Source organism: Schaalia sp. ZJ405, from assembly GCF_011038885.2.
Lineage (GTDB): Bacteria > Actinomycetota > Actinomycetes > Actinomycetales > Actinomycetaceae > Pauljensenia.
Genome location: NZ_CP064952.1, coordinates 2,058,420 through 2,071,018, shown reverse-complemented (window position 1 = coordinate 2,071,018; position 12,599 = coordinate 2,058,420). Strand labels below are relative to the sequence as shown.

At 56.0% G+C, this 12,599-nt stretch carries 18 protein-coding genes; 17 read left to right on the top strand and 1 reads right to left on the bottom strand.

All coding sequences use genetic code 11. The features are described from left to right. The first annotated feature begins 25 nt into the window (after nucleotides 1–25). From G7Y41_RS08865 to G7Y41_RS08830, 8 genes are all read left to right on the top strand, one after another. Nucleotides 26–514 (top strand): single-stranded DNA-binding protein, encoded by a 489-nt coding sequence (locus G7Y41_RS08865; protein ID WP_165315650.1) that lies wholly within the window; start codon nucleotides 26–28, stop codon nucleotides 512–514. 12 nt (nucleotides 515–526) lie between these two features. Then, entirely contained in the window at nucleotides 527–1,258 is a 732-nt protein-coding gene (locus G7Y41_RS08860) for a hypothetical protein (RefSeq protein WP_165315649.1), read from the top strand. A 24-nt stretch (nucleotides 1,259–1,282) separates the two neighbouring features. Then, the gene (locus G7Y41_RS10280; RefSeq protein WP_165315648.1) at nucleotides 1,283–1,663 is read left to right on the top strand and encodes a DUF4326 domain-containing protein; all 381 of its coding nucleotides are present in this window, start codon (nucleotides 1,283–1,285) and stop codon (nucleotides 1,661–1,663) included. Next, complete coding sequence (locus G7Y41_RS08850; RefSeq protein WP_165315647.1) at nucleotides 1,660–1,821, top strand: hypothetical protein; 162 nt, start codon at nucleotides 1,660–1,662, stop codon at nucleotides 1,819–1,821. Before G7Y41_RS10280 ends, G7Y41_RS08850 begins: the two co-directional genes overlap by 4 nt. After that, complete coding sequence (locus G7Y41_RS08845) at nucleotides 1,818–2,018, top strand: hypothetical protein (protein WP_165315646.1); 201 nt, start codon at nucleotides 1,818–1,820, stop codon at nucleotides 2,016–2,018. The genes G7Y41_RS08850 and G7Y41_RS08845 overlap by 4 nt, the downstream gene beginning before the upstream one ends. After that, nucleotides 2,008–2,190, top strand: coding sequence for a hypothetical protein (locus G7Y41_RS08840; RefSeq protein WP_165315645.1), 183 nt, complete (start codon nucleotides 2,008–2,010; stop codon nucleotides 2,188–2,190). Before G7Y41_RS08845 ends, G7Y41_RS08840 begins: the two co-directional genes overlap by 11 nt. A gap of 55 nt (nucleotides 2,191–2,245) precedes the next feature. Continuing rightward, the gene (locus G7Y41_RS08835) at nucleotides 2,246–2,950 is read left to right on the top strand and encodes a hypothetical protein (protein ID WP_165315644.1); all 705 of its coding nucleotides are present in this window, start codon (nucleotides 2,246–2,248) and stop codon (nucleotides 2,948–2,950) included. Nucleotides 2,951–3,085: 135 nt separating this feature from the next. Next, entirely contained in the window at nucleotides 3,086–3,514 is a 429-nt protein-coding gene (locus G7Y41_RS08830) for a hypothetical protein (RefSeq protein WP_165315643.1), read from the top strand. Between the two features lie 43 nt (nucleotides 3,515–3,557). Here the strand turns inward: G7Y41_RS08830 and G7Y41_RS10170 are convergent, their stop codons facing one another. After that, a complete protein-coding gene (locus tag G7Y41_RS10170; RefSeq protein WP_269207952.1) occupies nucleotides 3,558–3,686 on the bottom strand; it encodes a hypothetical protein in 129 nt (42 codons plus the stop codon). Nucleotides 3,687–3,867: 181 nt separating this feature from the next. Here G7Y41_RS10170 and G7Y41_RS08825 point away from each other — a divergent pair, with 181 nt between their 5' ends. The 9 genes from G7Y41_RS08825 (at nucleotide 3,868) to G7Y41_RS08785 (ending at nucleotide 12,599) form a co-directional block, all read left to right on the top strand. Further along, the gene (locus tag G7Y41_RS08825) at nucleotides 3,868–4,587 is read left to right on the top strand and encodes an adenine nucleotide alpha hydrolase family protein (protein WP_165315642.1); all 720 of its coding nucleotides are present in this window, start codon (nucleotides 3,868–3,870) and stop codon (nucleotides 4,585–4,587) included. Nucleotides 4,588–4,589: 2 nt separating this feature from the next. Further along, nucleotides 4,590–4,946: a hypothetical protein gene (locus tag G7Y41_RS08820; RefSeq protein ID WP_165315641.1), complete on the top strand. Its 357-nt coding sequence runs from the start codon at nucleotides 4,590–4,592 to the stop codon at nucleotides 4,944–4,946. 185 nt (nucleotides 4,947–5,131) lie between these two features. Next, nucleotides 5,132–5,641: a sigma factor-like helix-turn-helix DNA-binding protein gene (locus G7Y41_RS08815; protein ID WP_165315640.1), complete on the top strand. Its 510-nt coding sequence runs from the start codon at nucleotides 5,132–5,134 to the stop codon at nucleotides 5,639–5,641. 12 nt (nucleotides 5,642–5,653) lie between these two features. Beyond that, nucleotides 5,654–6,919, top strand: coding sequence for a PBSX family phage terminase large subunit (locus G7Y41_RS08810; RefSeq protein ID WP_165315639.1), 1,266 nt, complete (start codon nucleotides 5,654–5,656; stop codon nucleotides 6,917–6,919). 12 nt (nucleotides 6,920–6,931) lie between these two features. Beyond that, nucleotides 6,932–8,500: a phage portal protein gene (locus tag G7Y41_RS08805; RefSeq protein WP_165315638.1), complete on the top strand. Its 1,569-nt coding sequence runs from the start codon at nucleotides 6,932–6,934 to the stop codon at nucleotides 8,498–8,500. After that, nucleotides 8,481–10,118: a phage minor capsid protein gene (locus G7Y41_RS08800; protein WP_165315637.1), complete on the top strand. Its 1,638-nt coding sequence runs from the start codon at nucleotides 8,481–8,483 to the stop codon at nucleotides 10,116–10,118. Before G7Y41_RS08805 ends, G7Y41_RS08800 begins: the two co-directional genes overlap by 20 nt. Nucleotides 10,119–10,296: 178 nt before the next feature. Then, nucleotides 10,297–10,983: a hypothetical protein gene (locus tag G7Y41_RS08795; protein WP_165315636.1), complete on the top strand. Its 687-nt coding sequence runs from the start codon at nucleotides 10,297–10,299 to the stop codon at nucleotides 10,981–10,983. 73 nt (nucleotides 10,984–11,056) lie between these two features. Then, nucleotides 11,057–11,929 (top strand): N4-gp56 family major capsid protein, encoded by an 873-nt coding sequence (locus G7Y41_RS08790; RefSeq protein WP_165315635.1) that lies wholly within the window; start codon nucleotides 11,057–11,059, stop codon nucleotides 11,927–11,929. A 256-nt stretch (nucleotides 11,930–12,185) separates the two neighbouring features. Next, nucleotides 12,186–12,599, top strand: coding sequence for a head-tail connector protein (locus G7Y41_RS08785; protein WP_165315634.1), 414 nt, complete (start codon nucleotides 12,186–12,188; stop codon nucleotides 12,597–12,599).

The window sequence follows — 12,599 nt, the reverse complement described above, 5'->3', positions numbered from 1 at the left end:
ACAGACAACCTGGAAGGAAACCACCATGAGCGCAACAACCACCACCACCGGAAACCTCGGACAAGACCCCGAACTCAAATACACCCAAAACGGCAAACCCTACGCAACCCTCAACATCGGCGCTACGCCACGCCGCTTCAACGAAAACACCCAACAATGGGAAAACCAAGGAGCCGACCTATGGATCCGCGCCGTCATCTGGGGACCCCAAGCCGAAACCCTCACCAACACCCTACGAAAAGGCGACAAAGTCACCGTCACAGGCACCCTCAAACGCGAAGAATACACCCGCCAAGACGGCACACCAGGCGTGGCTCTCGAACTCATCGCAACCCGGTTCCTCGGAAAAATCCCACGCGAAAACCAACCAACCGGTAACACCGGGTATGTGCAACACCAACCCCCAGCAGGCGGCACCCAAAACGACCCCTGGCGACACGACCCACAGCCAGCCCAACAGCCCGCCCAACAGCCCCAACAAAACGCATTCAACTACGACAACCCACCCTTCTAAAGGAACAACACCATGACAACAACAAACCTTCCCGAATGGTTCCCACAGTTCCAAAACGAACTCAACGACGACATCAACAACGGAGCAAAAATCGACTGGACACGCAAACCCGGCGTATACGTCATCGCATACGACACCAAAGAAACATGCCCCGAAGAAGAAGCAGACGAGTACGTATTCATTGACGACTGCGACGAATACACGCCAGACAAGTTCATTCAACTCCTCGCCGAACATGACCCTGTAGATCTCATCTACAAAACATCATGCGACGAAACAGGCCTCAACATGGGACTTCCATGCTCATGCGGAGAATACTGCCAGTGTGACCCCATCGAATTCGACTCACTCGACGACACACAAAGATTCGCAGACAACCAGCCACACGAATTCAACCAACTCAAAAAGAGCTTATACCTAGAAAAAAGCGTTTTGGGTGAATATAAATCCTTAACCGAACTCAGAAGCTACGCGCGAGACAACGGCATCGATGCCAGCCTCATCCCCGTACGAAACACCCAACGCTACCGCGAAGAACAGTTCTTCCTCACAAGGAAGTCATGCGAACGACACCTCACCAAACACGGCCACAAGTACGAAGGCACAGGCCACCACGCATACGCCCAATACCCCTACCGCAACGACGAATACATGCGCCTCATCGCCTTCCTCGCATCCATCGACCTAGACAAATCAACCATCATCATCGACCAAGACCGCTACGACTACCTCAAAGACCGGTAACCCGAACACTAAGAAAAGGCGAACATGCCACAACGCATCCAACGCAAACGCAGCAAAGGCTGGCGGATGCCCGACTGCACATGCGGGCAAGGCAACCCACACAAAGCCGTGTACGTGGGAAGGGGGACCAAGTGGGGTAACCCGCATGTCGTTGAACGGGAGCATATCGGCGCCTGGTGTGTACAAGGCCCATGCAACGAATGGGGCCTTCTCTCATGGGAAGGATTCTTCGCCACAAAAACTCAGGCACTAGAACACGCAGCCTTCCTATACGACACAGGCTGCCACACGTGCGCATGGCACAACATGGACCTCACACCACTACAAGGACACGACCTCGCCTGCTGGTGCCCACCAAACCAACCATGTCACGCAGACACACTCCTTAGAGAGGCCAACACATGACCAATCCAAACATGACGATCGACGAATGGCTAGCCAGCCGAAACGACGCGGTCCGTATCAACGACAACACCGTTTTCCTCGCGATGCAACCGGCTGATGATCGTGACAGCACGTGGGTACCCGATGGGCCCGTGTGGACAGAGGAGGACATTAAATGACCACCATCGATCTCATTAGACACCTACACGCCACAGCTTCCAGCATCAACACCACGACTGCCTACGACCGTTTCGAAGCAGAACAACAACTCAAAGACAACGCCTACGGCTTTATTGATGTGCTGCTTGAAGAAATCGACAGGCTCACCGCCATTTCACAACAGCAGCAAACCCCCAGGCAACCTCATGAAAATTAAGCTCCAACTCACGCTCGGGTTCACCATCACCCCCAACACCACCGAACCCGAAATCGAACCACAGCCCACGGGCTCAGAAGCCCTTGTCGAACACGCCAACCACGACTCCACCCCACGAATACTCGGCTTCACCGCCAACCCGGAGCCCTCGCCCACGTGGGACGACGAATAACACCCACACCCCGGTAAAATAGAACACACGTTCGACCTTTTAGGAGAATGCGCGAATGACCTCACCAAAAAACGCGGCTCACATGCTCCACGACCTCCACCAGTGGGCACCCCTACTCACCAACGCCGCCACCACTCTCCTATCACCTAGAGCAGGCACCCCAAACACGCACACACCCCACACCCACCGCGATCTTGGGGACCTACTAGCCCCCATCCTCGACGCACCCGACGAAGGCGCACCAGCCCTGCGCACCCACGCACAAATCACCGCATGGGCCACCACCTGGGCCGAATGCGCCGACCTCACCAGCTACACGTCCCATCCCCTGCTTGCACTCGCCAATGCTGCCCCAAGGCTGGCTGAACACTGGAAAGACTGGGAATCATTCACCGACGACCTAACACTGCTCCACGCCCGCACAGCACGACTCACCGGCCACACACCGCGCACCATCGGCCCATGCCCCACACGCGGCTGCATGGAAACAGTCACTCAACAACAAACCCGACGCGGCGCAGAAGGCCCCCTCGAATGCCCACGCGGCCACACCTGGACCACCCTCAACAACTACCGCAAAGACGCAGCTAGGATCATCACCAAACCCGGCGTCATCTTGACAGCAACAGAAATCCACGACATCTACCCCGACCTCAACAGGGAACGCCTCAAAAAATGGGCACAACGCGGAAAAATCACCCGCAACACGCACGGATACGACCTCGCCGAAATCAACGCACTCATGCAAAAAATGTGCTAGTGTCCCCATTCGTAGGGACAAAGTGTCTCCACATACAACAAACGGCCAGCCACCCAGCACCCCACCACAAGGGCCTTGGGCAACAGACTGGCCGTTTCCCACACCAGCGCACTATGCGGCAGCTACACTCAAGGCATGAAACGCACACCTGCGCTTATCACCACTTCAGCCCTCGCCCTTTCCTTCACGCTTGCCGCGTGCAGCCCAGCTACATCAGGCGACAAAAAAGCCTGCGAACTACTCAAAACCGGACAAACCATCGTCGAGGTCGAACTACAGGCCGTATTAGATAAAAAAGACGCAGGCAAGCCATACAAAGAAGAACAAAAAAACCTGCAAAGTGCCTTCACCTACTACGATACAAACCTCAAGGATGCTGTTGCACAAGCAGATGACCCAAAACTGTATGAAAGCCTGCGCATGATGCACCAAATCGGTGCCGGAAATTTAGATGAGGACCTTGGGGTAGCGTTCGAACTAAGCCAGAACCGCGCGTTCGAACGGTGCCAAACACTCGGTGCCGACGTAGAAAAACTTAAACTATCCGGCAAGAAAACAACCTAACACCACACGGACGGCCCCCGGTTCCCAGACGGAACACCCGGGGCTACTTTTTCTGTTCCTTTTGTCCAATGTTCTGAGCGGTTTGCCTACTCATTCCAGCGGCTCGCGCAATGTCGTTCCACGAAACACCTGCGCCTCTTGCCTCAAGGATGAGACGGTTCCTTAGTTTCACTAACGCACGCTGGTCCTCTAGTTGTTGAGCTACTGCTCGCAGTTGGTTTAACGTTTCCTTACGACTCACATCTATAGATTATATGCACACTTGTGTAAGTAAGTGACAAATAATCTTGCAAGTATACTCAGATAGGTATACAATTAGATGTGAACTCCCCACCAACAGTCAAGGGGTAACAGTGACTACCACAATCAAAGGCCAACCACCCTCCACCGAAATCCGCAAGCGTCTCAAAGAAGAGGGCCGCACCGTTTTGGTCTCGATGAGTCTTGGAAAAGATGCTATCGCAACCGCGCTCGCGCTCCAAGAAGAAGCCGTCCCCTTTGAGATGGCTTACCTCTACTACATCCCAGGCCGTGACGGGAAGCGGACCCTCGATTTCATTCATGACACCATCAATGACCTCGAAGGCGTGTTCGGACAAAAAATCCACCTCTACCCACACCCAAGCCTCTACAGATGGCTTAACAACTTTGTTTTCCAACCCCCCGAACGGCTCGCAGTCATCGAAGCCGCTCAGCTACCAGAAGTCAAATACTCCCAACTCTGGGATCTCATCAAGCAAGACCTGGACCTCCCCACAGACACATGGATCGCCGACGGCGTGCGCGCAGCAGACAGCATCGTTCGTCGCGCATCGCTCTCTAGGCATGGGATCATGAAACCTAACAATCACAAAGTTTCACCCATAGCTGACTGGCTTAAATCCGAAGTGCTCGACATCATTGAGCGTCACAACATCACTCTCCCCATCGACTATGAGTGGTTCGGTAGGTCTTTCGACGGCATCGACTACAGGTTCATTGAACCACTCTCCCGACACGCACCCACCGACTATCAACGCATACTCGACTGGTTCCCCCTAGCAGAACTCGAACTCCTCCGGAAGGCCAACTGACAATGGCGATCATCAAAAAGCCCGCCACCGCCGGCAGGCAATCAAAGAAAATCGTTCGTCGCACCAAAAAATCAGACCCCACACCCGACCCACTCGCCAATGTCGAATACACCGACAGCCTCGAAGAGGATGCTGCCCGTGAACTCACCGCACTTGAAGAGGGCTACCGTGAGCGCGCCGCGAATGAGAAAAAGCGATTCATAGCGGCAACCGATTCTGAGTATTGGTTTTGCGTGTCATTCCAAGACCGCGAAGAAAAAGAACGATTCCTCAAAGCCATTGGAATGACTGGCCGAAACGCTCCGGACAAGTACATAACCGGTCAGCAGCTCGCCGACACTCTGGGCATCAGCTACTGACCCCACCACAACCCCACAGTCAACCCCAACACCATCCCGGTGTTGGGGTTTTCTCATGAGAAAGGAACCCTCACCATGCGAAATGCACTCCGAAGAGCGGGCCGAGCGATCCGCCGTGCCATGTCCGGCGTTCGTAATCGATTCTCAAGGTCGCATTCATCTGGAAGCACCTCTGGATCGGTGTAATGAAACAGCCCCCCCTGGATGCTCACCCCATCCAAGGGGGGCGCCCCGTCCATGACAAACGCCAGGAGCGCAACATGGGTAAAAACAAGAAGAAAACCAGCACGCCAACGAAAACCCGTATCACTGAGCATCGTCGTAAACGCATGAACGAAGCCCTGCAATACCGTATCGCTGGAAGCACATACAGGGAAATTGCTCAGGAAATGCATATCAGTGTTTCCACAGCTCACATCTATATTGAGGATGCGCTTAAAGAAATCACTCGAGAAAACGCAGACCAGGTATTCACACTGGAACTGGCAAGGTACGACGAGATGCTCAACGTCTGCTACGCCCAGGCCCTCCAAGGTGACTTGTTCGCTGTAGACCGTGTCATCAACATCATGACTCGGATTGAGAAGCTTCACGGTGTTGAAGCTCCTAAGGCTCAAGACGATACTGCTGAAACTGCGTCCATGCTTAAACAACTGCTTGCCACCAGTTTGGAACGCATCGCAAAAGACGACTAAGGGGGACGACAGGTGGAGCTGTCCCTTAAGCAAATCAAATCGTGGGATGCCTCCACGAGCCGCGATCATTTCACCCTTTGGGATGGTGCTATCCGCTCAGGTAAAACCATCATCAGCATCATGAGCTTCCTGTCATGGTTGGCTTCAGCTCCGCATGGCCCTGTGGCCATCCTTGGCAAAACTCGAATAACGATTATCCGCAACGTCCTTGACGTGATCGCCATGATCGAACCTAAAGCCATTGGCGGATACGGTTTGAATTCTGATCGGGTAAAGATCATGGGCCGGTGGGTGTGGATCATTGGCGCTAACGACGCTCAAGCCGAATCAAAAATCCGTGGGCTCACCCTTGCAGGCGCATACGTTGACGAAGCAACACTCCTACCTGAAGCAATGTTCGTCCAACTTCTTGGCCGCCTCTCAGTCCAAGACGCAAGGCTTTTCGCCACCACGAACCCGGATTCCCCGGCTCACTGGCTGAAAACAAACTACATTGACCGTGCTCATGTTCTTCAAGACTGGGGTTTCCACCATTTCACAATGGACGATAATCCGGGTCTTACCCCCGAATACATCGCGGCCAAGAAGAAAGAATTCACCGGCCTGTGGTACCGCCGCTTCATTCAAGGCGAATGGGTGTCCGCCGAAGGCGCGGTCTATGACATGTGGGACCCGGAAAAACACGTGGTGGAATGGGACGAACTACCACGCATGGTCAACGCCTACGCCGTTGGTATCGACTACGGCACACAAAACCCCACAGCAGCACTGATCCTAGCTATGGGCGAGGACGGCATCCTCTATTTTGTTGACGAATGGCGTCTCGACTCAACCAACCGAGGTCACGGAACATGGACCGACGCCGAACAATCCCAAGCACTGCTCAACTGGCTCCACACCACAACACACGCGCCACGCATGGATGTTCAACCCCGCCGAATCATCGTTGACCCCGCCGCCGCGAGCTTCAAGGTCCAACTCAAACAAGACGGCGCATGGGGCCTCACCGACGCTAACAACGACGTCCTCTACGGGATCCGCCTCATGGCGAACGGACTAAACGCCGGGTGGCTCAAAATCGCCAACCGTTGCCAAGGCCTCATTAAGGAAACCCCCGGCTACTCCTGGGACCCCAAAGCCCAAGCAGCCGGAACAGACAAACCCATCAAAACCGCCGACCACAGTCTCGACGCAGCACGCTACGCCCTAGCAACCACCGAACGCTTGTGGCGCAGAACCGTAGACGATACCGCCCATAGATTCACCCACACCCCATGAAGGAGGCCCTAGGTGCCGCTCCCCGCAAACAACACGCCCTGGCCCCCGAAAAACTGGCAACCCATCACCACAAAAATGGCCGAATGGGAAGCATGGTGGCTGGGTGACCCAGATAAACTCTGGAAGGTCTACCACGGCCAACAGGCAGACTCCACACGAAACCACCAACGGCGCACAGGCCTACGTGCCCTCCTGTCCCGATTCTTCTGGGGACGCACTGTCACCGACCAACACCACCCATCACGCAACGACCTCCACGTACCCATCGCGTCGGACCTATGCGCAACCTCCGCTGACCTTCTGTACGCCAACCCACCGTCAATCACCGCAGCTTCGGAGGCCACCACCACCCAGATTGAACGCTACATTGACGACGGTCTTTTTGAGCAGCTCCTCACAGGAGCAGAAACCGGCGCAGCATTTGGAGGCAGATACCACCGCGTCACGTGGGATCGGACAATCGCTGATCGCCCATTCCTCACCACGGTAGACGCTGATTCCGCGTTGCCAGAATTCCGCTGGGGCCGTCTTGTCGCTGTCACATTCTGGACGGTCCTTGAAACCGACGGGTCACGGGTGTTGCGCCACTTGGAACGCCACGAACTCAACCCCGCCGGTATGGGGCTCACGTTCCACGGTCTTTACGAGGGCACATATGACAACCTCGGAATGCTCCGTCCCCTCGCCGAGCACCCCGTAACCGCACCCCTAGCCGAAGTAGTCGGAATGGACGGTTACATCACCGACGGCATCACCCCTGGCTTGGCCATCCAATACGTCCCCAACCTCACGCCCGTGCGCAGGTGGCGCGACCACCACCAAGCCCGCAACCTTGGACGCTCCGACCTTGACGGTATTGAGGGTCTCATGGACGCACTCGATGAGGTGTATTCAGCATGGATGCGAGACATACGCCTAGGCAAGGCCCGCGTGTTTGCTGATCGAGACATGCTCGACCAGACTTTCGACAACGGCGGTGGAGCGTTCAACCTCGACCAAGAGGTGTTTACGCCACTCGAAGGTCTGGCCGGGTCTATGGCTGACACCGTGCCCATTCAGGCCCAACAGTTCACAATCCGTTGGCAAGAACACCAACAAACCGCCCTCGAACTCACACGCCGAATTCTGCGAGCAGCCCGATACTCTACGGCCTCGTTTGAGGACACTCCCGACACGGACATCACCGCAACCGAGGTTATCGCACGCCAAGCGCAAACCAACACGACGAGGAACCGCAAGGCGAGACTCGAAAAACCCGCCATACAAGCATTAATCGTGAAAATGCTGGCCACCGACCAAGCCGTCTACAACACGCCCGGCCTAGACCCAACAGACCTCGCGGTCACCTTCCCCAGGCTCGTTGAAGACACCACCAACACCCTGGCACAAACCGCCGCCACCTTGCGGTCGGCTGAGCTGATGTCCATCGAAACAGGCGTGCGCATGACACACCCGGACTGGGACCAAACCCAAGTGGACGCAGAAGTCGCCCTCATTAAGGAATCACAGCCGCTCGCATCCCCGGACGCGTGGAGGCCCGACGCGGAGGACATAACCGACAGTGAGCCTCAATCCGATTGACGCCCGCATCGGCGCCCAAACCGTGGCCGACCTCGTGCGAGATGTCGAAGACCGCCTCATCCTAGAAATCGCGAAAACCGCATCGAAAAACCTCGGCGCAAAATGGTACTCAGTACGCCGTTTCGCCGAGGTAGCGGCCTTTCGTGCTCGCATCGAATACCTGCTGGGCCGCGACTGGAACGAAGTCCTCGACCAAGCCCAGCGTGTTCTTGACATGGCTGCTGATGCGGGACAAGGCCAAGCCCGCATGGACATCAGGGCCCAAATGGCCACAGGCAACATCAACCCCACGCTGGACGCTCAAACAGTATCGGGCCTGTCCGCTATCGCTGCTGACACGCTAAAAAACCTCACCGGCCTGCCCGCCCTGATCCTCAGGGACGCTGTAGATGCCTATCAGAAAGCGATGGCAACACCTGTTACCGAAGTTGCTTTAGGGGCGGTGACCCGCCTGCAAGCAACCGAGGACGCGCTTCAAGAGTTCGCCTCACGTGGAATCAAGTCCTTTATGGACAAGTCGGGTAGGCGTTGGCGCATCGACTCCTATGCGGAAATGGCGGTCCGTACAGGAGCTATGCGGGCCATGCGCCACGGCTACGACCAAACCCTCACCAACTCTGGCCTTGATCTTGTCATGGTCACAGGGCACGCCTACACCTGTTCCAAATGCGCGCCCTGGCAAGGCTCCATCCTCTCCCTTACCGGACAAACCCCAACAGGCACCAACCTCTTACCCTCCACCATTGACCCCGACCAAAAAGTGCGCGTAAGAGTGGACGGGACAATGGACCAAGCTAAAGCCGAAGGCTTGTTCCACCCCAATTGTGAACACTCCTACAGCCTCTATCTCCCAGGCGTATCCAAGCCTTACCCCAAAGGAGGAGACGGCGACCAACACACCTACGACGCGTCCCAAAAACAACGCGCCTTAGAACGGGAAATCAGGAAGAAGGAGCGCGAACTCGCAGCCGCGCTCACACCAGAGACAGCAACGAAGAAACGCTCCGAAATCCGACGTCTACAAGCCAAAATACGCGACCTGTTAGCCGACCATCCCAAGTTGCAGCGCTTACGTTATCGCGAACAGAACATGAAAGCTGCTTTGAGGTTCAAGCGCACAAAACCAGCGCCAGGAAAACCTGCTTCAAGTCAAAAACCAAAACCGCTTGAGGACCCTTTGTACAAGCTTGAACGAACCAAGCGGGGCAAAGTCAAGCCCGGAAAAGTAACTATTCCACCAGACCTTTCAAAGCCCCCTGAACCGCACGAGCTTGCGACAGCCCAAACGCTCGCGTCTTATGGTGTTGATGTGGCTTTTCGAAAAGAGGAGCACGGTGACCACGTGAAGAACCCGGACGTGACAATGTTTGGGCAAATCTGGGAGTTCAAAGGTCCGAAAGGTGCCGGAAAAGACACCATTAGCAAACAATTTAGGCGAGCCAAGAAACAATCGGGCAGACTGGTTATTGATCTCGCCCGCTGCGGCCTCTCCGACGATTTTGCAACCGGGCAGATTATCAGGAGATTCAAGGGGCAGGCTGAAATACAAAAGCTCATCATCGTTGACAAGGAAAAACGCTTGAAAATCTTGCGTCACACCGATAAACTATCTTCATAGGCGAGGGAAGCCAGCCAGGCCACCATTAAGGGAGAAATCCTGGGCCAGGCCTCGGGTCCCTCGCCTAACTTGTTCAATCAACAATATTGACCACCCGCACCATTGATGGTTGCGGGTTTTCTTATACCCAAAAACAGGACCAACCCGGTCCCCGACATCACCAGGAGTGAAAGAGGACATGTCAGACACCACCACAACCAGCGACACCACCGAAGCCACTGAAACCACACAGCAGGACACGGGGCAGCAGACCGTGGAAACATCGGGAAAACCCGATACCACCACCGGCGAAGCAAAACCCTCCAAGGGTGAAGGCCTCCCCACCGACATCGCAACCCTGCATGAAATGATCCACCACCTGCGAGGCGAAGCCGCTTCCAACAGGGTCAACGCCAAGCAAAAGGCCGCTGAAGAGGCCGAGCAAAACCTCGCGCGCAAGATCGGGCAAGCACTGGGCCTGACCCCCACCGATGATGAGAAGCCAAGCGTTGAAGACCTCACCGCAAGGGTCGCCCAATCCGAAGCCGCCAGGACTAAGGCTGAAACGCTCCTCGCTGTATATCAGGCCGCTCAGGGGATCGCTGACGCGGACATGCTGATCGACTCAGCCAGCTTCCACAACACCCTCGCCGACATCGACACGTCCAACCCCAAGGCCGTCGCCGACGCGATCAAAGCTTTCGTGACTGAGCATCCCAAGTTCAAGCCCGTCCAGGCGACGGGACAATCCAGTGTTGACCACGCCGCCGGGAGCGGCGAAGGACACATCACTCTTGACCAATTCAAAGCAATGAGCGGTCAAGAGCGTCAGGCGCTCTACGCCTCCAACACCGAGCTTTATACGCAACTCGCCGACAAGCTCTAAACCCACACGCTGCCACAACCAAACCCCGATGACCCAAGCGGATATCGGGGTTTGACCATGAAAGGAACACATAATGGCAACCACACTTTCTGAAAACCTCTACAGCCCCGACGTGTGGGCTGACATCGCCCGAGAAAACTTCAAAGGCCAGGCCATCGTCGGCGCTTCCCCTGCTGTACTGACACAAGATACCCTCGCAGGTAAGCCCGGCGAGACCATCGTCTTCCCCAAGTGGGGACTCCTGTCTGAAATGGGGGACCTGACAGAAAACGTCCCGATGGACACCGAAGCTCTTACCCAGACTTCCTCCCGAGCGACCATTAAGGAAGCTGGCAAGGCTGTTGAAATCACCGACACAGCACAGCTTGTCGGTGTCGGCAGCGCTCAGGATGAGGCGTTACGCCAGTTCGGTATCCTCGCCGCCCGAAAGGTAGACGCCGACCTGATTAAGGCCGCAACCGAAGTCATCACCCAGGGCATCGAAAAACGAGACGGCACCAAGACCGACTCCAAGCCCTACCAGGCATCGGCAACCGGCGGGCTGACATGGAACAACATCGTTGATGCCATCAGCGTTTTCGGCGACGAATGGGAACCCGAAGAATTCGCTGGACTCTACGTCCGATCCGAGCAGCGCGCCCAAATCATGAAGGACGAACAGTTTATTCGCTCTACTGAAACCTCCGCCGGTGGCGCGGGCACGGTGGTCCAGCGCGGCCGCATCGGTGACATCGCAGGTGTCCCCGTGTTTGTGACGAACCGCCTGACAGCAAACCACGCGGTACTCCTCAAACGCAACAGCCTTGGCTTGCTGTACAAGCGTCGCCCTGTTGTGGAGATGGACCGTGACATCCTCAAGCGCGCAACGGTCATCACGACGAACATGCACTACGCGGTTAAGCGCCTGTCCGACCAGGGCGTTCTCGACATCACTCTTGCGGGCTGAGGCATGGGGATGTTGTTGCGTCGCTACCATGAGCAGCCCGTCGGGGCCGTAGCGGAGCCGGATAAGCCAGAGCCGGACAAGCCCAGCGGGGCCGTAGCGGAGCCGGATAAGCCCGCACACAAACGGACCTCGAAGGCAAAAGCCAACTAAAACGTGTCACCACGACCCAATCCACCCCTGTTTTGTGGTGACGGTTTCTGGTCCTTACCCACCATAAAACCGGGTCGTGGTGACGCTCAGCCGCGTTGGAGGACACATGCTCACAATCACCCCAGATGATTACACGCAGTGGCGAGAAAACAACGGGTTTTCTACCGCGCCGCCTTCGGTTCCAGCAGAAAACCTCAGAAGCGCCGTCCTGCTCGTCGCCCAGTACCTTTCTAAGTCCACGCCTATCAAAGGTGACTCTCGCAAGGTCATCATCGACGCAGTATGCACCCAAGCCCGATTTTGGGTTGATACCGGGATCACACCATTTACTGAGGGAGTGCAAGCCGGAGGGAAAGTTGTTGCCTCGGCCTCGCTCAACGGCGGGTCCATCTCATATGCGGATACTCTCCAGGCGAAAGTATCCAACCGTGAGAAAGCCGCCGAGACCCTGTGCCTGGAAGCCCGAATCCTCTTGCGTCTAGCTGGGGCGAACCTCAAGCACCCACAGGTGATCGGATAG

Excerpts from the sequence above, each read along its gene's own strand:
- G7Y41_RS08795 (WP_165315636.1), top strand. The coding sequence starts at position 10,297 with ATGTCAGACACCACCACAACCAGCGACACCACCGAAGCCACTGAAACC.
- G7Y41_RS10280 (WP_165315648.1), top strand. The coding sequence starts at position 1,283 with ATGCCACAACGCATCCAACGCAAACGCAGCAAAGGCTGGCGGATGCCC.
- G7Y41_RS08830 (WP_165315643.1), top strand. The coding sequence starts at position 3,086 with ATGAAACGCACACCTGCGCTTATCACCACTTCAGCCCTCGCCCTTTCC.
- G7Y41_RS08860 (WP_165315649.1), top strand. The coding sequence starts at position 527 with ATGACAACAACAAACCTTCCCGAATGGTTCCCACAGTTCCAAAACGAA.
- G7Y41_RS08785 (WP_165315634.1), top strand. The coding sequence starts at position 12,186 with ATGCTCACAATCACCCCAGATGATTACACGCAGTGGCGAGAAAACAAC.
- G7Y41_RS08820 (WP_165315641.1), top strand. The coding sequence starts at position 4,590 with ATGGCGATCATCAAAAAGCCCGCCACCGCCGGCAGGCAATCAAAGAAA.
- G7Y41_RS08865 (WP_165315650.1), top strand. The coding sequence starts at position 26 with ATGAGCGCAACAACCACCACCACCGGAAACCTCGGACAAGACCCCGAA.
- G7Y41_RS08815 (WP_165315640.1), top strand. The coding sequence starts at position 5,132 with ATGAAACAGCCCCCCCTGGATGCTCACCCCATCCAAGGGGGGCGCCCC.
- G7Y41_RS08845 (WP_165315646.1), top strand. The coding sequence starts at position 1,818 with ATGACCACCATCGATCTCATTAGACACCTACACGCCACAGCTTCCAGC.
- G7Y41_RS08840 (WP_165315645.1), top strand. The coding sequence starts at position 2,008 with ATGAAAATTAAGCTCCAACTCACGCTCGGGTTCACCATCACCCCCAAC.
- G7Y41_RS08835 (WP_165315644.1), top strand. The coding sequence starts at position 2,246 with ATGACCTCACCAAAAAACGCGGCTCACATGCTCCACGACCTCCACCAG.
- G7Y41_RS08850 (WP_165315647.1), top strand. The coding sequence starts at position 1,660 with ATGACCAATCCAAACATGACGATCGACGAATGGCTAGCCAGCCGAAAC.
- G7Y41_RS08790 (WP_165315635.1), top strand. The coding sequence starts at position 11,057 with ATGGCAACCACACTTTCTGAAAACCTCTACAGCCCCGACGTGTGGGCT.